The sequence below is a fragment of the Nocardioides psychrotolerans genome (genome assembly GCF_900113685.1).
GTDB classification, from domain to species: domain Bacteria; phylum Actinomycetota; class Actinomycetes; order Propionibacteriales; family Nocardioidaceae; genus Nocardioides; species Nocardioides psychrotolerans.
Genome location: NZ_FOQG01000014.1, coordinates 90,182 through 110,289 on the forward strand (window position 1 = coordinate 90,182; position 20,108 = coordinate 110,289).

Consider the following 20,108-nt stretch of genomic DNA (forward strand, 5'->3'; position numbering starts at 1 on the left):
GGCCTCAGAGCTCGTAGACCGCCCCGGCCGCTGCCAGCTCGAGGGGACCGTCGTAGACCGCCCGGGCCTCCTCCAGCGCCGTCTGCTTGTCGAACCACGGCGGGACGTGGGTCAGCACCAGACGTCGCGCCCCACCTCGGGTGGCGGCCTGTCCGCAGTCGGTGCCGGTGAGGTGCAGGTGCGGCGGGTTGGTGTCCTGGGAGCGGAACGACGCCTCGGCCAGCAGCAGGTCGGCGTCGGCCGCCAGCGCGTCGAGGCCCTCGCAGGGGCCGGTGTCACCGCTGTAGCCGATCACGCGGCCGTCAGCCTCCACCCGCAGCCCGAAGGCGTCGACGGGGTGGTCGACGGGCACCGGGGTGATCAGGAAGGGACCGATCCGGAACGGCCCGTCGTAGACCCGGAAGTCGAACTCCTCGTGCATCCCCGGGTCGAGCGGCAGGCCGTAGGCGAGCGCCATGCGGTCGGCGGTGCCGGCCGGCCCCCAGACGGGGATCCGCGGCTGGGCGCCGGTCGGGTGGTATTTGCGCATCACGTAGTAGCCGCAGAGGTCGAGGCAGTGGTCGGCGTGGAGGTGGCTGACCAGGACCGCGTCGACGGTCAGCGGATCGACGTAGCGGTGGAGCTGGCCGAGGGCGCCGTTGCCGAGCTCGAGGAGGATCCGCCAGGTGCGCCCACCGTCCTCGGCCTCGAGCAGGTAGCAGCTGGCCGCCGAGTCGGGGCCGGGGTAGGACCCGGAGCAGCCCACGACGGTGAGCCTCATGCCAGGCCGCCGGCGAACTGGCTGGCGCTCACCATCTCGGGACCCAGGAAGCGGCGCCCGATCGTCTCGAACTCGTCGGGCGACCCGGTCGTCACGAAGGTGTAGGCAGGCTCGCCAGTGGATCGCATGAGCTCGGTGCGCACGAGCATCTTGTAGACGTCCTTGGCGCACTCCTCGGCGCTGCTCACCAGCGTCACGTCGTCGCCCATCACGTAGGAGATGACGCCGGTCAGGAGCGGGTAGTGCGTGCAGCCGAGGATCAGCGTGTCCACGCCGGCGGCGGTGAGGGGGTCGAGGTAGTCGTGGGCGACGGCGAGCAGCTCGGCGCCACCGGTCACGCCGGCCTCGACGAAGTCGACGAAGCGCGGGCAGGCCCGGGTCGTCAGCTCGACCTGGGGGGCCGCGGCGAACGCGTCGTCGTAGGCCATGGACTCGGCGGTCGCCGCGGTGCAGATGACCCCGATCCGACCCGAGCGGGTGGCGGCCACGGCTCGGCGGGTGGCGGGGTAGATGACCTCGACCACCGGTACGTCGTACCTCTCGCGGGCGTCGCGGAGCATGGCTGCGCTCGCGGAGTTGCAGGCGATGACCAACGCCTTCACGCCCTCCCTGACGAGGTGGTCGAGGCACTCGAGGGCATATTCACGGACCTCGCCGATGGGCTTGGGGCCGTAGGGCTGGCGGGCGGTGTCGCCGACGTAGCGGATGGACTCGTGCGGCAGCTGGTCGATGACCGAGCGGGCGACGGTCAGTCCACCGAAGCCCGAGTCGAAGATGCCGATCGGGGCATCGAGGTCGACATCGCGGAGAGGCGGCACGACGACGGAGCCTATCGGTAGGCTCCGAGCATGTACTGGACCCGCACGCTGCGTGCCCGCACCGCCGTCCTCTGTCTGGCACCGCTCCTGTCGGTCACGGGCTGCGGAGCCGTGTCGTCCGCCAGCACCGTGTCGTCCGCCAGCACCGCGTCGTCGGCCACCCAGGGGCCACCTGCGGCAACGGAGGCCCGCGCCTTCCCGGCCCAGGTGCTCGCCATCTCGATCGACGCCCTCAACCCTCGTGCCCTGACCAAGCTCGGACGCGACGACGTGCCTCACCTGTGGCGCCTCCTCGACGAGGGCGCGGGCACGCTCAACGCCCGCAGCGAGCTCGAGATGACGCTCACGCTGCCCAACCACACCGGCATGGTGACGGGACGCCGGATCACCGCCAGCAAGGGCGGCCACGGCGTGACGTGGAACGACGACCGAGCCGGCACCACCGTCCAGAGGGCCGCCGGCCACCCGGTGTCGTCGGTCTTCACCGTGGTCCACGAGGCCGGCGGCTCGACCGCGCTCTTCTCGACGAAGACCAAGTTCAGCCTGTTCGAGCGGTCGTGGCCCGTGGGTGTCGACCGCAGCCTCATCAAGGAGGAGCAGGACGCCGCCCTGGTCAAGGCCGCGCGGGCCGACCTCGTACAGCGTGACCGGGCGTTCACCTTCCTCCACCTGGGGATCGCTGACCAGACCGGTCACGCCTCGGGGTTCATGTCGCCCGCCTACCTCCGCGCCGTCGAGACCGCCGACACCCTGGTCGGCAAGATGCTCGCCGCCATCGACAACCACCCCGACCTCAGCGACGTCGTCGTTGTCCTCACCGCCGACCACGGCGGGGCCGGCGAGAGCCACTCCGACCCGAAGAAGCTGGCCAACTACCGCGTCCCGTTCGTGGTATGGGGGCCGGGCGTCGACCACGGCAACCTCTACGCGATGAACGCGTCCTACACCGACCCCGGCACCTCGAGGCCCGGCCTCAGCGGCCCCCAGCCGATCCGCAACGGCGACCTGGCCAACCTCGCGCTGGACCTCCTGGGGCTGGGCCCGGTGCCGGGCAGCCGCTTCGACGTGCGCCAACAACTGGCCGTCGCCGCGGACTGATCGTGCCGTCTGGGCCCACGAACCCCTCTTCCGGGCCACACTGAGATGCATGAGCGAGGCCTAGGACGAGCTGAGGGCGCTGCGCGACGAGCTGGCGCATCCCCACCGACACCGCGGATGCGCGGCACCTGCATCGACATCACCGACCGGGTCCTGGCCGAGACCGAGCGCGAGCACGCCGCTGTTCGACTCGGCGAGGCGCACGAGCGGCGCCGACAGGCCTCCGAGCTCAACGACAACGTCGTGCAGGGACTGACGACGGCGATCTATGCCCTCGAGCTTGAGGACACCGCGCGGGCCTGGCAGCTCCTCCAGAACACCCTGGAGGCCGCCCGCGGACTGATGTCCGGCCTCGGAGGCGGCGAGGCGGGCAAGGAGATCCCCGACAGCGACCTGCTGCGGACGTCCGCAGCCCGGGTCAGCCCAGCTCCCGGGGCGTCGGCCACGGATTGAAGCGGCAACCGTCGAGGCCCTTGCTCTGCTGCATCATCACGGGGGCGAGCTTGCCGCGGCCCGAGCACCCGGCGTGGCCGTAGCCGAGCCAGTGCCCGGTCTCGTGGTTGACGACCATGTGGCGGTAGTCGCGCAGCGACCCCCCTGCCGCGTTCCACGGCGGTGTCGCCCGGTTCCACCGGGTCTGGTTGATGATCACGTAGCGGCCGACCCGGCAGCTGTAGGTGCTGCTGCAGCCCGAGGAGAAGCTCGGCACCGTGGAGGCCTCGGCCAGGACGAGGGTGAACGAGCCGCGGCGCTCGACCCGGACGAACCGGACGCCCTTGCCGCGCCAGCCGCGGGGATCGTCGTACGACTGCTGCGCGAGGCGCTTGAAGTCCCTCATGCTGGTGGTGATCCGCCCACGCGTCTCGACGTGATAGGTCACGGTGCGGCGCAGGTCGACCCGATGACCGACCGGAGCGGTGCGCGGGGACGTCGCCGTCGCGAGCCGGTAGCCCGGCACCTTGACGCCGACGCGGACCCGCACGTGGCGGCCGACGTCGTCGGGGGCGAGCGCATAGCGCCGACCGGTGGCCCCGTCGATGGGGCGGGGGCCGCGGAACCACTGGTAGGTCGTGCGTTGCGGCGTGCGCGACCAACGGCCGGGATCGGCCTGCACGGTGCGTCCGAAACGGCTGGTGCCCACGACGTGGGGCGACTGCCGGAGGGTGAGCGTGCCGCGCACGACTGGGCCCGTCTGCTCGGACGTCGCGGCCGAGCCGGCGCCCTGCGCGTCGGTCGCGGTCGCGGTCACCGAGAGCCGGTGGCGCAGGTCGTCGAGGACGACGCGGTAGGAGCGCGCGGTCGCCCCGGCGATCGGACGCTCGTCGCGCAGCCACCGGAAGGCCACCTCCACCTCCGCCGGGTCCCATCCCCCACGCCCCGCCTTCAGCGCCTCCCCGACGGCCGCGGTGCCCGTCACCTGGGGCTGTGACGTGCTCACCGGCTCCCCCTCCGCCCGCGCCGGAGCGGCCAACCAGAGCACGGCGCACAGGGCGAGGACGAGACCGCGAGTCAGCACCGCGCCACGATAGCCCGCCGGGCGGTGACCCTTGCCCGGCCCGACCACCGCCGGGCTAGGCCCAGAGCTGGCCCTCGAGCCGGTCCTCGGCCTCGTCGATGGTGCCCTCGTAGGCGCCGGTGGAGAGGTATTTCCAGCCGCCGTCGCAGACGATGAAGGCAATGTCGGCGGACTCGCCGGCCTTGACGGCCTTGGCGGCCTGGCCGAGGGCCGCGTGCAGGATCGCGCCGGTGGAGATGCCGGCGAAGATGCCCTCGAGCTCGAGCAGCTCGCGGACGCGGCGGACGGCGTCGCGGGGGCCGACGGAGAAGCGGGAGTCGATGAGCGAGGCGTCGTAGAGCTCGGGCACGAAGCCCTCGTCGAGGTTGCGCAGGCCGTAGACGAGCTCGCCGTAGCGCGGCTCGGCGGCGACGATGCGGACCTCGGGCTTGGCCTCGCGGAAGTAGCGGCTGACGCCCATGAGGGTGCCGGTGGTGCCGAGCCCGGCGACGAAGTGGGTGATCGAGGGCAGGTCGGCGAGCAGCTCGGGACCGGTGCCCTGCTCGTGGGAGAGCGCGTTGGCGGCGTTGCCGTACTGGTAGAGCATCACCCAGTCGGGGTGCTCGGCGGCGACCTGCTTGGCCACCCGCACGGCCTCGTTGGAGCCGCCGGCGGCGGGCGAGGAGATGATCTCCGCGCCCCACATCCTCAACAGCTGGCGCCGTTCCCCGGAGGTGTTCTCCGGCATGACGCAGACGATGCGGTAGCCCTTGAGCTTGGCGGCCATCGCCAGCGAGATGCCGGTGTTGCCCGACGTCGGCTCGAGGATCGTGCAGCCGGGGCGCAGCGTGCCGTCCTTCTCCGCCTCCTCGATCATCTTCAGCGCGGGGCGGTCCTTGATCGAGCCGGTGGGGTTGCGGTCCTCGAGCTTGGCCCAGAGGCGCACGTCGGGGCTCGGCGACAGCCGCGGGAGGCCGATGAGCGGCGTGTTGCCGACCGAGGCCAGCAGGTTGTCGTAGCGCATGGATATCAGGATGCCATTCGGTGGGGAGGGGCCGGCCGGAGCCGGCTCAGCGCAGGTAGCGCTCGGGGTCGAAGTCGTCCAGGTCGATGATCCGGACGCGCGGGAGCGGGACGTTGAAGGCCCGGACGTCGTCCTCGAGGTCGTGGATCTTGATGTCCAGGTCGCTGAACTGGATGCTGACGTATTCGTGGAGACCCACGATGCCGATGCGGCGCTCGGTGCCGAGGAGCCGCTGCATGTGGGGCGCGAAGTCGGCGTCGTGGCTGACCAGCATCACGTCGTCGTCGTGGCCGAGCAGCGCGTCGAGGGTGCGCTGGATGCCGACGTCGACGACCTTCTCGTCACTGCGTCCGGCGAGCGGGATCGGCCGGTAGTCCATGGCCAGGAGGGCCTGGATGAAGCTGCTGGGCAGCTGGCCGTTGGAGGCGTTGAGGAAGAACAGCCCGACGACGGGCTGCCCCCAGATCGCCTCGGCGTACTGCGTCACGCGCTCCCAGCGCGGGCGCTCCTCGGGCAGTGGACGGCGCCCGAGGAGGGAGTTGCCGAGCGTGGCGTCGATGTTCTCGCCGTCAACGAGGACGAACGTACGCCGGCCCGACATGGCGCTCAGCCCCCGGCGACCGCGGGGAGGACGACGACCTCGTCGCCGTCGGCGAGCGTGGCCTCGAGACCGCCGATGAAGCGGACGTCCTCGTCGTTGATGTAGACGTTGACGAACCGACGCAGGTCGCTCCCGTTGCTGTCGGGGTCGATCAGGCGCTCCTTGATGCCGGGGTGGCTGGCCTCGAGGTCGTCGATCAGGGCGCTCAGGCTCGCGCCGTCACCGCGGACGGCCTTCTCGCCGCCGGTGTAGGTGCGCAGGATGGTCGGGATCCGGACCTCGATGGCCATGGGTTGAACTCCTCGATCGGTGCCTAGACAGTGGGAAGCTGGGTGACGACGGAGACCTCTTCCTCGGTCACCGCGCCGTCGGTGATTCTGTAAGACCTGAACTCCACAGGGCCCTCGTTATTCCCGTGCTCGCGTGTGCTGACCAGCACGTAGTGCGCATTCGGCTCCTGCGCCAGGCCGATGTCGGTGCGGCTCGGGTAGGCCTCGGTGGCCGTGTGGGAGTGGTAGATCACGACGGGTTCCTCGTCGTTGACATCCATCTGCTTGTAGAGCTGGAGCAGGTCGGTGGAGTCGAACTCGTAGAACGTCGGGCTGCTCGCCGCGTTGAGCATCGCGACCAGCCGCTCCGGGCGGTCGCTGCCCTCGGGCCCCGCGACGATGCCGCAGGCCTCGTCGGGGTGGTCGCGCTTGGCATGCGCGACGATGCCGTCGTAGGTCGCCTGGTCGATGGTCAGCACCGCTCCAGCCTAGGGCGTCGGCCGCAGCGGCTCCGAGCGGTCTCAGCCCTTCTTCTTCTTCGCACAGTCGAAGGAGGCGACGACCTGGACGGTCTTGCCCCCGACGTTGAACGCCTCCGCGTCGATCTCGGCGATCTTGCCGTTGGGGCGGATGTCGAGACCGGTCGCGGTGCCCGGCTGGGTGGCGAAGACCTGCGTGCCGTCGTAGAAGTTGACCGAGGGCGGGAAGTCCTCACCCTTGGCATAGGCAGTCACGGTCTGCTTGCCGTCGGCCGTGAGGTAGACCGCGCTCGGGCCGGCCTCCTCGCCCCGCACGGTCGCCTTGCCCTCCCACGTCGCCTCGACGGTCCCGGTCACCGACACCGTGGCGCGGCAGCCGCGCTCCTCGCCGGGGACCTGCGACTCCTCCTCCGAGGGGGCGTCGGTCGCCTGCGAGGCGGCGTCGCCGGCCGGCGCGTCGCTCTCGGAGGAGTCGTCACCGCTGCAGGCGGTGAGGGCGGCGGTCAGGGCCAGAGCGGTGAGCAGCAGTCGTGGGGAGCGCATGGCGCCGAGTCAATCATCCGCCCGAGCGCTCAGCGGCTGAGGGCCCCGACGATCGTCTCCTGGAGGTAGCCGACCCACTCGTAGATGTCGTGGGCCTGGGAGCGGGGGTCCTCGTCGGGCAGGGAGGCCCAGTAGTCCTCGTCGCCGTCCTCGATCTCGAGACGGGTCGCGAGCGCGAGCCTCAGGTCGGTGAAGGAGCGCATCCAGCTCACGGCGGTGGGCTCGTCGAGCTCGACGTCGATCATCAGCCCGTCCTCGCTGAGCTGATCTGGCAGGCCGGCCTCCTCGAGGGTGTCGATGATCGTGACGGCCGCGGCGGCCTTGCCGTCACGCAGGCCGCCCTCGGTGAAACGACGGAACTCCGAGGCGGCCTCGTCGTCGTTGGGGTAGGCGGTCGGGAACAACCGGGCGAGGACGGGGTCCTCGGGCTCGGCCGTGGGCCCGGAGAAGTCCATCATCGCCTCGAACGGGTCCTGGTCGTCGCGTGGGACGGCCGCCTCGTTGCGCAGGAGCTCGACCAGCTGGGAGGCCAGTGACCGCAGCAGGTCTGCCTCGAAGCCGGTGAAGTTGGCGATGATGCGCTTGCTGCGCCGGTGTCGTGCGAAGCCGCTCAACCTGCTCAGTCCGCCTTCTGGAGCGTCGCCCACAGGCCGTACTCGTGCATGGCCTGCACGTCGCGCTCCATCTCCTCGCGCGACCCGGTGCTGACCACGGAACGGCCGTCCTCGTGGACCTCCATCATGAGCTTCTCGGCCTTCTTCTTGGCGTAGCCGAAGTGCGTCTGGAAGACGTAGGTGACGTAGGACATCAGGTTGACCGGGTCGTTCCAGACGATGGTCACCCAGGGCGTGGCCACGAGCGCGACCTCGTCAGGGACGAGGTCCTTCTCGGTGTCTGGCTCGACCTCGACAGGACTAGGAGCGGACACGGCTCCATGGTGGCACATCGCGACCCGCGTCCCACCACTCTCCCCGGGCACGCCGGTAGCCTGCCCGCATGACCGACCCGGAGCTCGACGTACGGCTCGAGGGTGGTGCCCTGTGGCTCACCCTCGACCGGCCCGAGGTGTTCAACGCCCTCAGTCCGCAGATGGCCGTCGACATCGCCCGGCTCACCGAGGAAGCGGTCGCGCGCGACGACGTGCGCGTGGTGGTGCTGACCGGGACGGGCGCGGCGTTCAGCACCGGCGCCGACATCTCCGGCGCCGACGCCCACGAGAACTTCGACGTGCGCGCGTTGGACGCGGCCAACCGGATCATCCGCGCGATCGTGGCGCTCGACAAGCCGGTCGTCGCGGCGGTCAACGGCGTCGCCGCCGGCGTCGGGTGCTCGGCGGCGCTCGCGGCCGACATCATCGTGGCGGCCGAGTCGGCCAGCTTCCTGCTGGCCTTCGCCCGGATCGGGCTGATGCCCGACGGCGGCGCCTCCACGACCGTCGCCGCCTCCATCGGGCGCGCGCGGGCGATGCGCATGGGCCTGCTCGCAGAGCCCCTCACCGCTCAGGAGGCGTACGACGCCGGCCTGGTCACCCACGTGGTCCCGGACGCCGACTTCCCGGCCACGGTCGACAAGGTCGTGGGCCGGCTCGCGTCCGGGCCGCCGCTCGCGCTCGCCGCGACCAAGCGGGCGATCAACGCCGCGACCCTGCACCAGCTCGAGGACGCCCTGGAGCGCGAGCGCGCCGGCCAGAGCCTGCTGCTGAGGACCGCCGACGTCGCCGAGGGCATGCGTGCCTTCGGCGAGCGCCGGCGGCCCGTCTTCACGGGCGAGTGACGCCGGTGAGATCAGCTCAGGCGATCAGGAGACCGTGATCGGCTGACCCCCCGAGACCAGGCGCCAGTCGACCGATGCGTACTGCGCGGGGTCGATGGTGCCGTTGGCGATCACCCAGTCGATGAGCAGCTGGCGGATCTCGTTCTGTCGGTTGTAGACGACCGTGGCCGTCGACACGGCCGGGAACCCGCCGCCGCCGGACTGGCGGTAGTTGTTGACCGCCAGCACGAACTGCTGCGCGTCGGTCACCGCGATGCCGTCGTAGGCGAGGGCCGTGATCCGCGATCCCGCCGGCTGCGAAACGTCGATGTCGTAGGTCAGCGGGGCGTCGAGGCCGGCGATCGAGTCGAAGTTGTAGTCGGGCGTGCCACTGGGAGCCGTCGGCGTCACCGCGTTGGTCACGTCGGCGATCGCGAACGGACCGGTGCCGCTGACCTGCTTGAAGTAGCGCGCGGAGAACTCCAGGTAGCTCCGGACGTCGGCCCCGCTCACGCGCACCCCGAGCAGGGTGTTGTCGTAGATGTAGAGCCCCGCGACGTCGCGGATGGTCACCTCCCCGGCCGGGAAGGAGGCCTGCCGGTTGAACGGTGCCGCGATCGAGAGCACGGGCAGCGCGGCGTCGATGCCGGTGAGGTCTGCCTTGACCGCGTCGGCCTGGACGTAGTTGACGAAGTCGATGATCGGGACGTCCTCGACGACCGCCCGGGCAGCCGACAGCGCGACCGCGGAGGCGCCGACGACCGAGTTGACGTAGGAGACGACCGTGTCGTGCTGGTCGCGCACCGCCGCTGCCACCTGGGGGTCCTCGGCGACGGTGTTGGAGTTGAGGCTCTGGCCGGTCGCGCTGACCAGCGTCCAACGGCTCGTGCGGCCGCCACCCTCGCCGCCACCCTTGCCGCGTCGCTCCTCGACGACGAGGTCCATGACCGCCAACCGGTTGCCCCAGAAGTAGGGCTCCACGAGGAGCACGTCCTGGCCGGTCTTCTCGTTGCGCACGTAGCGCTGGGCGATCTCCTTGTGGGCGTGGCCGACCAGGATCGCGTCGACGCCGGGCACCTGGGCCGCCACGAGCGACGCGGCGTTCTCCGGGAACGGCAGCGCGTCGCCGTACGACGAGGAGGTGTCGGCACCCGAGTGGGCCGCGACCACGACGAGGTCACAGCCGCGCTGCCTCATCTCCGGCACGAACTTCTGCGCCTGCTCGACCAGGCCGGGGAACTCCATGCGCCCCTCGACGTTGGCCTTGTCCCAGATCGCGATGCCGGGGTTGGTCAGGCCCAGGACACCGACGGTGAGCGTGCGCCCGCGGCCGACCCGGTAGGTCGTGACGATGTAGGGCGGGAAGACGGGGCGCTTGGTCGACGGGTCCACGGCATTAGCGCCCAGCAGCGGGAATTCCAGCTGCGACTCGAAGGTGCGCAGCGTGTCGATGCCGTAGTTGAACTCGTGGTTGCCGAGCGCGGCCGCGTCGTAGCCGACCAGGTTCATCGCGGTCGCCATCGGGTGGGTCGCGCCCTGTGTGATCGGGTCGATCTTGGCGTAGTAGTAGGCGAGCGGGGTGCCCTGGATCGTGTCGCCCGCGTCGATCACGAGGACCGGTTGGCCGGCGCGCTCGTGACGTAGCGCCTTGACGAGCGTCTGGATCTTCGCGATCCCGATGTCGTCGTGGGCTGCGTTGTCGAACTCCGCGTTCTTGAAGTAGTCCCAGTTGTAGACGTTGCCGTGCAGGTCGGTGGTGCCGAGCACGGTGAGGGTGACCCGCCGGGCGCCGGGCCCGCCACCTCCCCTCCCGGCGTACGACGGGGCAGCGACGTAGCCGGCAGCGGCGAGCGCCGCGGTTCCGGTGAGGACGGTGCGGCGTGTGGGGGCAGGGGTGGGTGAGGTCATCGAACATCCCGAGTAGTCGACGTGGAGGTGGGCGGGTGCGCCCGGTTCAGTTCTATCCCCCCGCGCGCTCCCGGGTCGAGGGGGGGACACGCGAATTTCACGTAGCAACTCCCCAAGAACTGTTTGACAGTCCAGGAACGCCGACCCATACTCCCCAGAACCCTGGGGAGGTCCCGTGTCCGACGCCGACGACATCACCGCACTGCGCTCGACCGCGCACCCGCTCCGGCTGCGCATCCTCTCGCTGCTGACCGGGGCCGAGCTCAGTGCCGCCGAGGTGGCGCGCGAGCTGGGGGTCGCGCACGCCAACGCGTCCTACCACCTGCGCGTGCTGCTCGACGCCGGCGAGGTCGTCGTGGCCGGCGAGGAGCGGATCCGCGGCGGGGTGGCGAAGCGCTACCGGCACCCGTGGCGCGAGGAGGACCACGCAGGTCGCCGCCGTGGCGTCGACGTCCGCACGATGGCCCACGAGATGGTCCGCCGCACGGAGCTGCGCGACCCCACCGCGAAAGCCAACTTCACCGACGCCGAGCTGTGGGTCGAGCCCGAGGTCTGGCAGCGGGCCCTGAGCCTGCTGGTCGAGGCCTCCGAGCTGGTCCACGCCGAGGCCCGCCCGCCCCGCACCGAGGGCACCCGGTTGGTCAGCGTCACGGTCGCGGCCTTCGGCATGACGGCAACGACGTCGTGAACCGGAGCGAGGCCTTCGCGCCCCTGCGCGAGCCCAACTTCCGCTACTACTTCTACGCGCGCCTGGTGAACCTGCTCGGCAGCACGATGAGCGGGGTCGCCCTCGTCTTCGCCGTGCTCGAGGTCAGCGACTCCCCCAGCGCGGTCGGCGTCGTGCTGGCCGCGCACAGCATCCCGATGGTCGTCTTCCTGCTCGTCGGCGGCGCCATCGCCGACCGGTTCGGCCGCACCCTGGTGATCCAGGTGTCCAACGTCGCCGCGGGCATCAGCCAGCTGGCCATCGCGGCGCTGGTCGTCAGCGGCTCGGCGCAGCTGTGGCAGCTGGTCGTCCTCACCGCCGTCAACGGCGTCGTCGCCGCGGTCAGCTTCCCCGCGCTCGCCGGCGTGCTGCCCCAGCTGGTCCCCCGCGACCAGCTGCAGCCGGCCAACGTGCTGGTGTCGGTGACGCGCAGCGGCCTCACCATCCTCGGGCCGAGCGCCGCCGGCATCCTGGTCGTCACCGTCGGCGCTGGCTGGGCGCTCGCCGTCGACGGCCTCACCTACCTGCTCTCGGCGGCGCTGCTGCTGCGCGTGAGGCTGCCGCGGCCGCAGCGCGACGCCCGGGGAGCCTCGGTCGTCACCGACCTCCGCGAAGGCTGGACGTTCTTCCGGCAGACGACGTGGCTGTGGGTCGTCGTGCTCGCCTTCTGCCTCATCTGCGCGATCCACCAGGGCGGCATGTTCACCCTGGGGCCGGTCCTCGCCAAGGACAGCTCGATCGGCGAGCAGGGCTGGGGCCTGATCCTGTCCGCCGAGGCGGCGGGCCTGCTCCTCACCGGCCTGGTGATGCTCAAGGTCCGCCTGGAGCGGCCGCTCTTCTGGGGGATGATCGGCACGGCTGCCTACGGCCTGCCCATGATCGTGTTGGGCCTGGACACGCACCTGGTCCCGGTCATGATCGCGGCGTTCGTGGCCGGCGTGGGCATCGAGGTCTTCGGACTCGGGTGGAACCTCGCGATGCAGGAGAGCATCCCCGAGGACATGCTCTCGCGCGCCTTCTCCTACGACGCGTTCGGCTCGTTCGTGGCGATCCCGATCGGTCAGCTGGTGGCGGGGCCACTCGCGCTGGTCTTCGGGATCGAGCGCGTCATCCTGGTCGCGGGCATCCTGCTGGTCGTCGTCGCGGTCGTGACGCTGACGTCGCGCTCGGTGCGCACCCTGGCGCGCGTCAGCACCACTTCTGCACCAGCGCCCGCAGCACCGTGAGGTTGCGGTTGGTGGCGACCCCGAGGTGCTTCTCGACGACGGCGTTGCTCAGCGCCGCCAGGTGATAGCTCTCCCCCAGCACCAGGTGCACGCCGCGGCCCGCGACGTGGACGCGCTCGTCCGGGGTCGAGCGCGCCTCGAGCGCGGCGACGACCGCGGCCCCCGGCTCGACCTTGAGCAGGGAGACGTAGTGCCGTCCGGCGTGGTCGGGGGCCAGCCGTGCGGCCTCCTCGACGACCGCCCGCAGCTCGGCCGGTGTGAGCACGATCGTCGGGACCTCGAAGCCCTGGGCGGCGAGGTAGGACTCCTCGAGCGCCGCCTCGATCCGCGCCCGTGAGCGCATTGCGGTCTCCAGGCGCACGTTGCCGGTGTTGATGTGTGTCGCGACCCCGGAGAAACCCGCCGCCTCGGTCGCGGAGACGATCGCGTCCTTGGGAAACTTGCGCGTGGCGCCGAGGTTGATCGCCCGCAGGAAGGCCAGGTAGGTCGCCATGCGCTGATGATGCCAGCGACGCCCCGGCCCGGCCCGGCCCGGCCCCGCCCCGTCTAGTCTCGACACATGTCGATCCAGCCCGACGGCCGCTCCTCCCGCTGGGACGCCCACCGCGAGGAGCGACGCGCCGACCTGATCGCGGCCGCCGTGCGCGCGATCGACGATCAGGGCCCCGAGGTCAACATGACCGACATCGCTGCTGAGGCCGGGGTGAGCAAGCCGGTGCTCTACCGCTACTTCGCCGACAAGGACGAGCTGCACGCCGCGGTCGGGCAGTGGGGTGCCGACGAGGTGCTCGCCGGCGTCGTGCCTGCCCTCCTGGTCGACGCCCCCGTGCGTGCCCGCATCGAGGCGGCCGTCGACGCCTACCTGCGCGTCATCGAGGAGCACCCGCAGGTCTTCTTCCTGCTGGTGCGCCACCGGGCGAGCGGCGCTGGCGGCGCGGGCGACCCCCTGGCCGACGGCAAGGCACGGATCGCCGCGATGCTGACCCGCTTCCTCGCCGAGACCATGCGCGGCCTGGGGGTCGACCCCGGTGGCGCCGAGCCCTGGTCGCAGGGCATCGTCGGCCTCGGCCTGGCCACCGGCGAGTGGTGGCTGGAGAAGCGCACGATGCCGCGCGCCCAGATCAGCGCCTACCTCAGCTCCTTCATCTGGCACTCCCTCGAAGGGCCGGCCGGCGAGCTCGGGGTGCCGCTGTCCGCGCTCGACGGCTCCTGACCGGACCTCAGCTGCCGCCGCGCACCCGCGCCTCGTAGGCCGCGCGGGCGCCCTGGTCGGCCTCCGCCAGGGCGGAGTCCGCCTTGAACGCGTGGGCCACCGCGTCCTGGACCCCGCGGGGCAGCAGCTGGCTGACCTTGGTCAGGCCCTGCGACCAGCGCGGCACCCAGAGCTCGGGCTTGGGCCTGCGCACGGCCTGCTCGATGACCTTCGCGACGTCGTCGGCGGTGACGGGGCGGACCCCCCGCGTGGCCGGGACGCCCGCCGAGAGCTCGGTGAGCACGACGGTCGGCAGCACCACGGTCACCTCGATCCCGTGCGGACGGAGCTCGGCGCGCGTGGCCTCGCTGAAGCCCACGGCGGCGAACTTCGAGGCCGAGTAGGTCGCGCCGTCGGCGAGCGCGATCCGACCCACGGCCGAGGCGACGTTGACGACGTGGCCGCTGCCGCGCTCGATCATCCCCGGCACGACGGCCTTGGTGCCGTTGATGACCCCGTGCAGGTTGATGTCGACGATGCGCCGCGTCACCGCGTCGGGCTCCTTCAGGACCGAGCCGAGCGGCATGATGCCGGCGTTGTTGACGAGCACGTCGATCGGCCCGGCCTCCGCGGTCTCAGCGAGGAACTCCTGCCACGACGCCGGGTCGGTGACGTCGAGCCGGGCTGCGGTGACGCGGGTGTCATAGGTGTCGGCGACCGAGCGTGCGAGATCGACGTCGAGGTCGCCGATGACGACCGTCGCACCCTGCCGGGCGAAGCGGTCGACGGTCGCCTGGCCGATGCCGCGAGCACCGCCGGTGACGACGAGCGTGAGGGCGGAGAGGTCGCGGCCCTGAGGATTCCTGGAGGTGCGCTTCATGCGGGGGTCCTTGCCTGGTAGGGGTGCAGCTCGATCGGGAGCCCGTCCGCGGGGAACGGCAGCGAGTGGTAGTCGAGCGGAGCGACGTAGTCGGCGTCGATGCGCCACTCGAAGCGGCGCAGCACCTGGTGCAGGATCAAGGAGACCTCGGCACCGGCGAAGGCCATGCCGAGGCACTTGTGCACCCCGCCGCCGAACGGCTCCCACGCGTAGCGGTGCGACTTGTCCTCGCGTCGCTCGTCAGAGAAGCGGTCGGGGTCGAAGCGCTCCGGGTCGGTCCACAGCTCGGGCAGGTGGTGGGAGAGGTGCACCATCACCGCCGTGAAGCGGCCCTTCGGGACGGGGACGCCCAGCACCTCGGTGGCTTTGACCGTACGCCGCGCGAGGAGGGGCACCGGCGGCACCAGCCGCAAGCTCTCCTTGATGACCAGGTCCAACGAGGTGAGCGTCTCCAGCTCGGCCAAGCTCGGGTGCTCCGGCAGGGCCAGCGACTCCTCCCGGCAGCGTTGCTGCCACTCCGGGTGCTGGCCCAGGTGCTGCAACGCCGTCGTCACCGTGATCGTCGAGGTGTCGTGAGCGGCCATCAGCAGGAAGATCATGTGGTTGACGACGTCCTCGTCGCTGAAGGTCTCGCCGTCGTCGGTGCGCAGGTGGCACAGCACCGAGAACAGGTCGTTGCCCTCGGTGGCGCGCTTGGCCGGCAGGTGCCGCAGCAGGAAACCTTCGAGGAGCCGGCGACCGCGGTGGGCACGACGCCAGCGGGTCCCGGGGAGGTCGAGGCGCACCAGTGCCCCACCGGCCTGGACGCAGGCGATGAACGCGTCGTTGAGCGCGTCGAGCTCGGCGTCGTCGGCCAGGTCGGCGCCGCCCATGAAGATCTGGGTGGCGAGGTCGAGGGTCAGCTCCTTGAGCGCCGGGTAGGCCAGGAAGGCTCCCCCGTCGACGGTCGCACCCTGCGCCACCCAGGCGTCCAGCCCGCGGCTGATCGCCGGCACCAGCTGCTCGACGTAGCCCTCGATGCGCGGGCGGGTGAAAGCCTGCTGGAGGAGCAGTCGGTGGCGGTGGTGCTCGGCGAAGTCGAGCAGCATCAGGCCGCGGTCGAAGAACGGACCGACCAGGAACCCCCAGCCGGGGCCGTTGGCGAAGGCCTTGTCGGCGTTGCGCAGGGCGGCCTCGCACGCGTCGGGCCCGCTGAGCAACGTCCACCGCAGGCCCATCATCCGCCGCTCGGTGACCGGCCCGAGCGCGTGCTGGCGGCGCATGAAGGCGAGGGGGTCGGACATGTAGTCGAGCGTGTGCCCGATCAGGGGGATCTTGGCGAGCGGTGGTCGGAGCACGACCTTCACCTCGGATGGCTGGACATCTGACAGGGACGTCTGTCAGTTTTGTCCTGGACGAGAAGGAGTGTCAAGTGGTCCAGCCAGATCAGCAGGACCAACTAGGTCGTTCCTACGGCGGGCGCAGCAAGGCCGAGCGCGCCGCCGAGCGCCGCGAGCGCCTGGTCGCCGCCACGATCACGCTGTTGGGCACGCAGGGCGAGGACCGGACCACGATGACCGCCATCTGCGCGGAGGCCGGCCTGACCGAGCGCTACTTCTACGAGAGCTTCCGTGCGCGCGACGAGGCGCTCACGGCCGCCCTCGACGCGGTGTCCACGGAGATCGCGGACGCGGCGCTGGCCGCCGTCCGGGCCAGCGACGGCTCACCGCAGGCCCGGGTGCGCGCGGCGCTCGGCGCGGTCGTCGACGTGTTGTCGACGACTCCGGCCAAGGGGCGCGTGCTCACCCGGGAGTCCAGCGCCAATGCGGCGCTGCGCGAGCGCCGACAGTCGCTGATCGGCTGGTTCGCCGACTTCGTGGCGACCCAGTCCTCGAGCCTGTTCGGCGACCAGGCGTGGGGCGGTGCCAGGGCGGGCCACCACGCGATCGTGTTCGTGGCCGGCTACGCCGAGCTGGTCGGCTCCTGGCTGGACGGCGACGTCGCGCTCGACCGGGACCAGGTCGTCGACCTCGGCGCCGACCTGTTGGCGGCCGTCGTACGCCGTCCGACCTGAGGCGCCCAGGACGCAGACGCGGAACGACGCCGCCCTGGAGGAGCAGGACGGCGTCGTTCGCGCAGGGATTCGTGCAGGGATTCGTGCAGGGAGAGCGGTCAGGTCAGCTGGGGACCTTGACGGTGATCTTCGCGACGCCGACGAGGAGCTGGTCGGTGACGGCGTCGGTCTTGAACGTGTCGTTGAGCAGGCCAGCGGCCACGTCGGAGATGAAGACCTTGGTGCCCTCGAGGATGGCGGTGTCGCCCTCGGTCTGCAGGTCCTTCAGCGTGCTGCCGTTGAGGCGGAACAGGTAGGCGGACGTGACGGCCACCTCACCGTTGACGACGACGTCGCCGTAGACGCGGGAGACGCCCGGGTCGACGTTGAGGTTGCGCAGCTCGACGGTGGTGCCGCCGGCCTCGAGCGAGAGGCCGGAGGACTCGTGAGCGATCTGACCGATCACATAGGGCGAGACCTCGCCCGGGGTGAAGATCGTGACGTTGCCGCCGGTGATCGGGAAGATCAGCGAGCCGTCGGTCAGCTTGGCGCTGCCGAGGACGCCCGGGGTGAGCTTGAGGGAGGCGAGCGCGTCGGTGAAGCCCTTGTCGAGCTTGATCGCGGTGGTCTCGCCGCCGCTGAGGTCGTCGATCGCGGCGACCGGGGTCGGCGCCTTGCCACTGCCGGCGTCGTCGTCGTTGCCGCAGGCGGCAAGGGGAGCGGCGAGGAGCAGGAGACCGGCGATACCGGCGATGGACTTGCGGCTGGGCTTGATACGCATGGGGTTCCAATCGATGGGGAGAATGTGCCTGGTCTTCGACACCAGGGGCTACCCGGATTGGATCGACGGTGTGGTCCGGGCCACTCAGAGGTTGCCCCGGGCGTCCTGCTCACGCTCGATCGCCTCGAAGAGTGCCTTGAAGTTTCCCTTGCCGAAGCCGAGCGATCCGTGCCGCTCGATGAACTCGAAGAAGACGGTGGGACGGTCACCCATGGGCTTGGTGAAGATCTGCAGGAGGTAGCCGTCCTCGTCGCGGTCGACCAGGATCTTGCGCTTCTTGAGCTCCTCGATCGGCACCCGGACCGCCCCGATGCGCGCGCGCAGCTCGGGGTCGTCGTAGTAGGAATCGGGGGTGTCGAGGAACTCGATGCCGTTGTCGCGCAGGATGTCGACCGAGCGCAGGATGTCGTTGGTCGCCAGCGCGATGTGCTGGCAGCCGGCGCCGGCGTAGAACTCGAGGTATTCGTCGATCTGCGACTTCTTCTTCGCGACCGCCGGCTCGTTGAGGGGGAACTTCACCCGGTGGTTGCCGCTGGCCACGACCTTGGACATCAGTGCGGAGTAGTCGGTGGCGATGTCGTCGCCGATGAACTCCGCCATGTTCGTGAAGCCCATCACCTTGTTGTAGAAGGTGACCCACTCGTCCATGTGGCCGAGCTCGACGTTGCCGACGCAGTGGTCGACGGCCTGGAAGAGCCGCTTGGGCCGGGTGGGATCCAGGGCAGCTTCACGCCGCGCGACGGTGGTGGCGCGGGCGACGTAGCCGGGCAGGTAGGGCCCCGCGTAGCGGCTCCGGTCGACCAGGGTGTGCCGCGTCTCACCATAGGTAGCGATGGCGGCGGTGCGCACGGTGCCGTGCTCGTCGGTGACGTCGTGGGGCTCCTCGAGGATCCGCGCGCCGGCCGAGCGGGCGTGGTCGATGCAGCGGTCGACGTCGGGCACCTCGAGGGGCAGGTCGACGACGCCGTCACCGTGGCGTCGGTGGTGCTCGAGGACGGGGCTGTCGGGCGTCACGCCCCCGGTGAAGACGAAGCGGGCGCTGCCCGAGCGGAGCACGTAGGACTTCGAGTCGCGGGTGCCGGTCTCCGGGCCGCGGTAGGCCTCGAGCTCCATCCCGAGCGCGAGCTGGTAGAAGGTCGCGGTCTGGGTGGCGTTGCCGACCACGAAGCAGACCGCGTCCATCGCGGTGACGGGGAAGACGTCGGCACTGGCGTCGTAGTCCACGAGGCCCACGAGCTCCTTGAGCTGCTCGAGGGTCAGGTCGGCCTTGAGCTCGTCGGCGGTCAGGGCGCCGCCGGTCGATTGCGTCGTCGTCATGGCTTCAGCGTGTCGTCGGACGACACTCTGTGCAACACTGCCGCAAAACCTTGCACAACCTGTCCAGCAGCGGAGGGCCACGTGGACGATCTCGATCGCAGAGTGATCGACCTCTTCGCTGACGAGCCGCGCGTCGGTGTCCTCGAGGCGTCGCGCCGGCTCGGCGTCGCGCGCGGCACGGTGCAGGCGCGCCTGGACAAGCTCGGCTCGTCGGGCGTCATCACCGGTTGGGGCCCGGACCTGTCGCCCGAGGCCCTGGGCTACCCCGTGACGGCGTTCCTGACCCTCGAGATCCGCCAGGGCGCCGGCGACGCCGTCACCCACGAGGGCGCGCACGACGCGGTCGGGCGTCACCTCGCCGGGATCGCCGAGGTGCTGGAGGCGCACACCATCACCGGCTCCGGCGACATGTGGGTGCGCGTCGTCGCGCGCTCCAACGCCGACCTCCAACGGGTGATCGACCGCGCGCTCGACGACGAGCGGGTCGAGCGCTGCTCGACGGTGATCGCGTTGGCCGAGCAGGTGCCGTTCCGCACGCTGCCGCTGGCACGGACCTGATCGCCCTCGCGGGCTCGGCCCGCCGCGGCGCGACTACCTCAAGCGGTCGGCGATCGCCGTCGCGGCGGCCGCGACGCGCGGTCCCAGCACGTCGGCGTCCAGGTCACCCAGCGTCACCACGCCGACGCTCGCCTCGAGCCCGGCGACCCCGAGCACCGGAGCCGCCAGCCCCTGCGCTCCCGCCTGCAGCTCCCCCGACGTCAGGACGTACGGCGCCGGGTCGGTCTCGCGCCCCAGCAGGATCGCCTTGCCGGCGGCACCGCGGGTGAGCGGGTGGCGGGACCCCACCCGGTAGCTCACGTGGAAGTCGGTCCATGACGGCTCGACCACCGCGAGCGCCAGCGCCTCCTCGCCCTCGGTGACCGTCAGGTGTGCCGTGCAGCCGACGCCCTCGGCGAGCTCACGCAGCACCGGCACGGCGACGTCACGCACGAGCGGGTGGACGGCCGAGGCGAGGTGCAACAGGCCCAGGCCGACGTGGAGGCGACCGCGGGCGTCACGGCGTACGAACGCGTGCTGCTCGAGGGTGCTCACGAGCCGGTAGACCACGGTGCGGTTGACCTCGAGCCGACCCGAGAGCTCGGTGATCGTCAGCCCACCCGGCGACGCCGCCAGCGCCTCGAGCACGCGCAGGCCCCGGTCGAGGGTCTGCGAGGTCTCGGTGGGCAT

The 20,108-nt window shown here is 71.1% G+C and carries 25 protein-coding genes; 8 read left to right on the forward strand and 17 right to left on the reverse strand.

Annotation, left to right across the window (positions count from 1 at the left end):
- Positions 1 to 4: 4 nt before the first annotated feature.
- Positions 5 to 760: an MBL fold metallo-hydrolase gene (locus BM204_RS16310; RefSeq protein WP_091115513.1), complete on the reverse strand. Its 756-nt coding sequence runs from the start codon at positions 758 to 760 to the stop codon at positions 5 to 7.
- On the reverse strand, positions 757 to 1,578 hold the full coding sequence (gene murI / locus BM204_RS16315; protein ID WP_091115515.1) for a glutamate racemase: 822 nt from the start codon (positions 1,576 to 1,578) through the stop codon (positions 757 to 759). Before murI ends, BM204_RS16310 begins: the two co-directional genes overlap by 4 nt.
- Before the next feature lie 30 nt (positions 1,579 to 1,608).
- Here murI and BM204_RS16320 point away from each other — a divergent pair, with 30 nt between their 5' ends.
- Together BM204_RS16320 and BM204_RS16325 are read left to right on the forward strand one after the other, a co-directional pair.
- Entirely contained in the window at positions 1,609 to 2,676 is a 1,068-nt protein-coding gene (locus BM204_RS16320) for an alkaline phosphatase family protein (RefSeq protein ID WP_091115517.1), read from the forward strand.
- 117 nt (positions 2,677 to 2,793) lie between these two features.
- Positions 2,794 to 3,129 (forward strand): hypothetical protein, encoded by a 336-nt coding sequence (locus tag BM204_RS16325; protein WP_091115519.1) that lies wholly within the window; start codon positions 2,794 to 2,796, stop codon positions 3,127 to 3,129.
- Here the strand turns inward: BM204_RS16325 and BM204_RS16330 are convergent.
- From BM204_RS16330 to clpS, 8 genes are read right to left on the reverse strand one after another with little or no spacing between them, the layout of a single operon-like run.
- Positions 3,095 to 4,192 carry a DUF3152 domain-containing protein gene (locus BM204_RS16330; protein WP_143099805.1) on the reverse strand — a complete coding sequence of 366 codons (1,098 nt, stop codon included), beginning with the start codon at positions 4,190 to 4,192 and terminating at the stop codon, positions 3,095 to 3,097. The two genes, BM204_RS16325 and BM204_RS16330, sit on opposite strands and share 35 nt — an antisense overlap.
- A gap of 55 nt (positions 4,193 to 4,247) precedes the next feature.
- Positions 4,248 to 5,195: a PLP-dependent cysteine synthase family protein gene (locus BM204_RS16335; RefSeq protein WP_091115521.1), complete on the reverse strand. Its 948-nt coding sequence runs from the start codon at positions 5,193 to 5,195 to the stop codon at positions 4,248 to 4,250.
- 46 nt (positions 5,196 to 5,241) lie between these two features.
- Positions 5,242 to 5,796, reverse strand: coding sequence for an NYN domain-containing protein (locus tag BM204_RS16340; RefSeq protein WP_091115524.1), 555 nt, complete (start codon positions 5,794 to 5,796; stop codon positions 5,242 to 5,244).
- Between the two features lie 5 nt (positions 5,797 to 5,801).
- A complete protein-coding gene (locus BM204_RS16345; RefSeq protein WP_091115527.1) occupies positions 5,802 to 6,086 on the reverse strand; it encodes a MoaD/ThiS family protein in 285 nt (94 codons plus the stop codon).
- Positions 6,087 to 6,109: 23 nt separating this feature from the next.
- Positions 6,110 to 6,544: a M67 family metallopeptidase gene (locus BM204_RS16350; protein WP_091115529.1), complete on the reverse strand. Its 435-nt coding sequence runs from the start codon at positions 6,542 to 6,544 to the stop codon at positions 6,110 to 6,112.
- A gap of 42 nt (positions 6,545 to 6,586) precedes the next feature.
- Positions 6,587 to 7,087, reverse strand: coding sequence for a hypothetical protein (locus tag BM204_RS16355; protein ID WP_091115532.1), 501 nt, complete (start codon positions 7,085 to 7,087; stop codon positions 6,587 to 6,589).
- Positions 7,088 to 7,116: 29 nt separating this feature from the next.
- Entirely contained in the window at positions 7,117 to 7,701 is a 585-nt protein-coding gene (locus tag BM204_RS16360) for a DUF2017 domain-containing protein (RefSeq protein WP_091115534.1), read from the reverse strand.
- 5 nt (positions 7,702 to 7,706) lie between these two features.
- Positions 7,707 to 8,015: an ATP-dependent Clp protease adapter ClpS gene (clpS, locus tag BM204_RS16365; protein WP_246166314.1), complete on the reverse strand. Its 309-nt coding sequence runs from the start codon at positions 8,013 to 8,015 to the stop codon at positions 7,707 to 7,709.
- Positions 8,016 to 8,083: 68 nt separating this feature from the next.
- On the opposite strand from clpS, the gene BM204_RS16370 reads away from it, so the two are divergent.
- On the forward strand, positions 8,084 to 8,860 hold the full coding sequence (locus tag BM204_RS16370; RefSeq protein WP_091115539.1) for an enoyl-CoA hydratase-related protein: 777 nt from the start codon (positions 8,084 to 8,086) through the stop codon (positions 8,858 to 8,860).
- A 24-nt stretch (positions 8,861 to 8,884) separates the two neighbouring features.
- Here the strand turns inward: BM204_RS16370 and BM204_RS16375 are convergent, their stop codons facing one another.
- On the reverse strand, positions 8,885 to 10,747 hold the full coding sequence (locus BM204_RS16375; protein ID WP_091115541.1) for a bifunctional metallophosphatase/5'-nucleotidase: 1,863 nt from the start codon (positions 10,745 to 10,747) through the stop codon (positions 8,885 to 8,887).
- Positions 10,748 to 10,922: 175 nt separating this feature from the next.
- Between BM204_RS16375 and BM204_RS16380 the strand changes: the two genes are divergently transcribed.
- Both BM204_RS16380 and BM204_RS16385 read left to right on the forward strand, forming a co-directional pair.
- Positions 10,923 to 11,435, forward strand: a complete 513-nt coding sequence (locus BM204_RS16380) for an ArsR/SmtB family transcription factor (RefSeq protein WP_091115544.1) — start codon at positions 10,923 to 10,925, stop codon at positions 11,433 to 11,435.
- Positions 11,432 to 12,679, forward strand: a complete 1,248-nt coding sequence (locus BM204_RS16385) for an MFS transporter (RefSeq protein ID WP_091115545.1) — start codon at positions 11,432 to 11,434, stop codon at positions 12,677 to 12,679. The genes BM204_RS16380 and BM204_RS16385 overlap by 4 nt, the downstream gene beginning before the upstream one ends.
- On the opposite strand, the gene BM204_RS16390 is transcribed toward BM204_RS16385, so the two are convergent.
- On the reverse strand, positions 12,642 to 13,172 hold the full coding sequence (locus BM204_RS16390; RefSeq protein ID WP_091115548.1) for a DUF1697 domain-containing protein: 531 nt from the start codon (positions 13,170 to 13,172) through the stop codon (positions 12,642 to 12,644). The two genes, BM204_RS16385 and BM204_RS16390, sit on opposite strands and share 38 nt — an antisense overlap.
- A 66-nt stretch (positions 13,173 to 13,238) precedes the next feature.
- Here BM204_RS16390 and BM204_RS16395 point away from each other — a divergent pair, with 66 nt between their 5' ends.
- Positions 13,239 to 13,892 (forward strand): TetR/AcrR family transcriptional regulator, encoded by a 654-nt coding sequence (locus BM204_RS16395; protein WP_091115550.1) that lies wholly within the window; start codon positions 13,239 to 13,241, stop codon positions 13,890 to 13,892.
- Positions 13,893 to 13,899: 7 nt separating this feature from the next.
- On the opposite strand, the gene BM204_RS16400 is transcribed toward BM204_RS16395, so the two are convergent.
- Together BM204_RS16400 and BM204_RS16405 are read right to left on the reverse strand one after the other, a co-directional pair.
- The gene (locus tag BM204_RS16400) at positions 13,900 to 14,751 is read right to left on the reverse strand and encodes an SDR family oxidoreductase (protein WP_091115553.1); all 852 of its coding nucleotides are present in this window, start codon (positions 14,749 to 14,751) and stop codon (positions 13,900 to 13,902) included.
- Positions 14,748 to 16,088, reverse strand: a complete 1,341-nt coding sequence (locus BM204_RS16405) for a cytochrome P450 (protein WP_246166316.1) — start codon at positions 16,086 to 16,088, stop codon at positions 14,748 to 14,750. The genes BM204_RS16400 and BM204_RS16405 overlap by 4 nt, the downstream gene beginning before the upstream one ends.
- Before the next feature lie 74 nt (positions 16,089 to 16,162).
- On the opposite strand from BM204_RS16405, the gene BM204_RS16410 reads away from it, so the two are divergent.
- The gene (locus tag BM204_RS16410) at positions 16,163 to 16,804 is read left to right on the forward strand and encodes a TetR/AcrR family transcriptional regulator (RefSeq protein WP_170259198.1); all 642 of its coding nucleotides are present in this window, start codon (positions 16,163 to 16,165) and stop codon (positions 16,802 to 16,804) included.
- Positions 16,805 to 16,907: 103 nt separating this feature from the next.
- On the opposite strand, the gene BM204_RS16415 is transcribed toward BM204_RS16410, so the two are convergent.
- Positions 16,908 to 17,564 (reverse strand): hypothetical protein, encoded by a 657-nt coding sequence (locus BM204_RS16415; RefSeq protein ID WP_174813026.1) that lies wholly within the window; start codon positions 17,562 to 17,564, stop codon positions 16,908 to 16,910.
- Positions 17,565 to 17,648: 84 nt separating this feature from the next.
- Positions 17,649 to 18,881 carry a 4-hydroxyphenylpyruvate dioxygenase gene (hppD, locus tag BM204_RS16420; RefSeq protein ID WP_091115558.1) on the reverse strand — a complete coding sequence of 411 codons (1,233 nt, stop codon included), beginning with the start codon at positions 18,879 to 18,881 and terminating at the stop codon, positions 17,649 to 17,651.
- Between the two features lie 81 nt (positions 18,882 to 18,962).
- Between hppD and BM204_RS16425 the strand changes: the two genes are divergently transcribed.
- Entirely contained in the window at positions 18,963 to 19,439 is a 477-nt protein-coding gene (locus BM204_RS16425; protein WP_091115561.1) for an Lrp/AsnC family transcriptional regulator, read from the forward strand.
- Between the two features lie 33 nt (positions 19,440 to 19,472).
- Here BM204_RS16425 and BM204_RS16430 read toward each other — a convergent pair whose 3' ends face one another.
- On the reverse strand, positions 19,473 to 20,108 hold the full coding sequence (locus tag BM204_RS16430; RefSeq protein WP_091115562.1) for an IclR family transcriptional regulator: 636 nt from the start codon (positions 20,106 to 20,108) through the stop codon (positions 19,473 to 19,475).

Coding starts and splice junctions, on each gene's coding strand:
- BM204_RS16310 (WP_091115513.1), bottom strand. CDS start 760: ATGAGGCTCACCGTCGTGGGCTGCTCCGGGTCCTACCCCGGCCCCGAC.
- BM204_RS16320 (WP_091115517.1), top strand. CDS start 1,609: ATGTACTGGACCCGCACGCTGCGTGCCCGCACCGCCGTCCTCTGTCTG.
- BM204_RS16325 (WP_091115519.1), top strand. CDS start 2,794: ATGCGCGGCACCTGCATCGACATCACCGACCGGGTCCTGGCCGAGACC.
- BM204_RS16335 (WP_091115521.1), bottom strand. CDS start 5,195: ATGCGCTACGACAACCTGCTGGCCTCGGTCGGCAACACGCCGCTCATC.
- BM204_RS16340 (WP_091115524.1), bottom strand. CDS start 5,796: ATGTCGGGCCGGCGTACGTTCGTCCTCGTTGACGGCGAGAACATCGAC.
- BM204_RS16345 (WP_091115527.1), bottom strand. CDS start 6,086: ATGGCCATCGAGGTCCGGATCCCGACCATCCTGCGCACCTACACCGGC.
- BM204_RS16355 (WP_091115532.1), bottom strand. CDS start 7,087: ATGCGCTCCCCACGACTGCTGCTCACCGCTCTGGCCCTGACCGCCGCC.
- BM204_RS16370 (WP_091115539.1), top strand. CDS start 8,084: ATGACCGACCCGGAGCTCGACGTACGGCTCGAGGGTGGTGCCCTGTGG.
- BM204_RS16375 (WP_091115541.1), bottom strand. CDS start 10,747: ATGACCTCACCCACCCCTGCCCCCACACGCCGCACCGTCCTCACCGGA.
- BM204_RS16390 (WP_091115548.1), bottom strand. CDS start 13,172: ATGGCGACCTACCTGGCCTTCCTGCGGGCGATCAACCTCGGCGCCACG.
- BM204_RS16395 (WP_091115550.1), top strand. CDS start 13,239: ATGTCGATCCAGCCCGACGGCCGCTCCTCCCGCTGGGACGCCCACCGC.
- BM204_RS16400 (WP_091115553.1), bottom strand. CDS start 14,751: ATGAAGCGCACCTCCAGGAATCCTCAGGGCCGCGACCTCTCCGCCCTC.
- BM204_RS16415 (WP_174813026.1), bottom strand. CDS start 17,564: ATGCGTATCAAGCCCAGCCGCAAGTCCATCGCCGGTATCGCCGGTCTC.
- hppD (WP_091115558.1), bottom strand. CDS start 18,881: ATGACGACGACGCAATCGACCGGCGGCGCCCTGACCGCCGACGAGCTC.
- BM204_RS16430 (WP_091115562.1), bottom strand. CDS start 20,108: ATGCCCACCGAGACCTCGCAGACCCTCGACCGGGGCCTGCGCGTGCTC.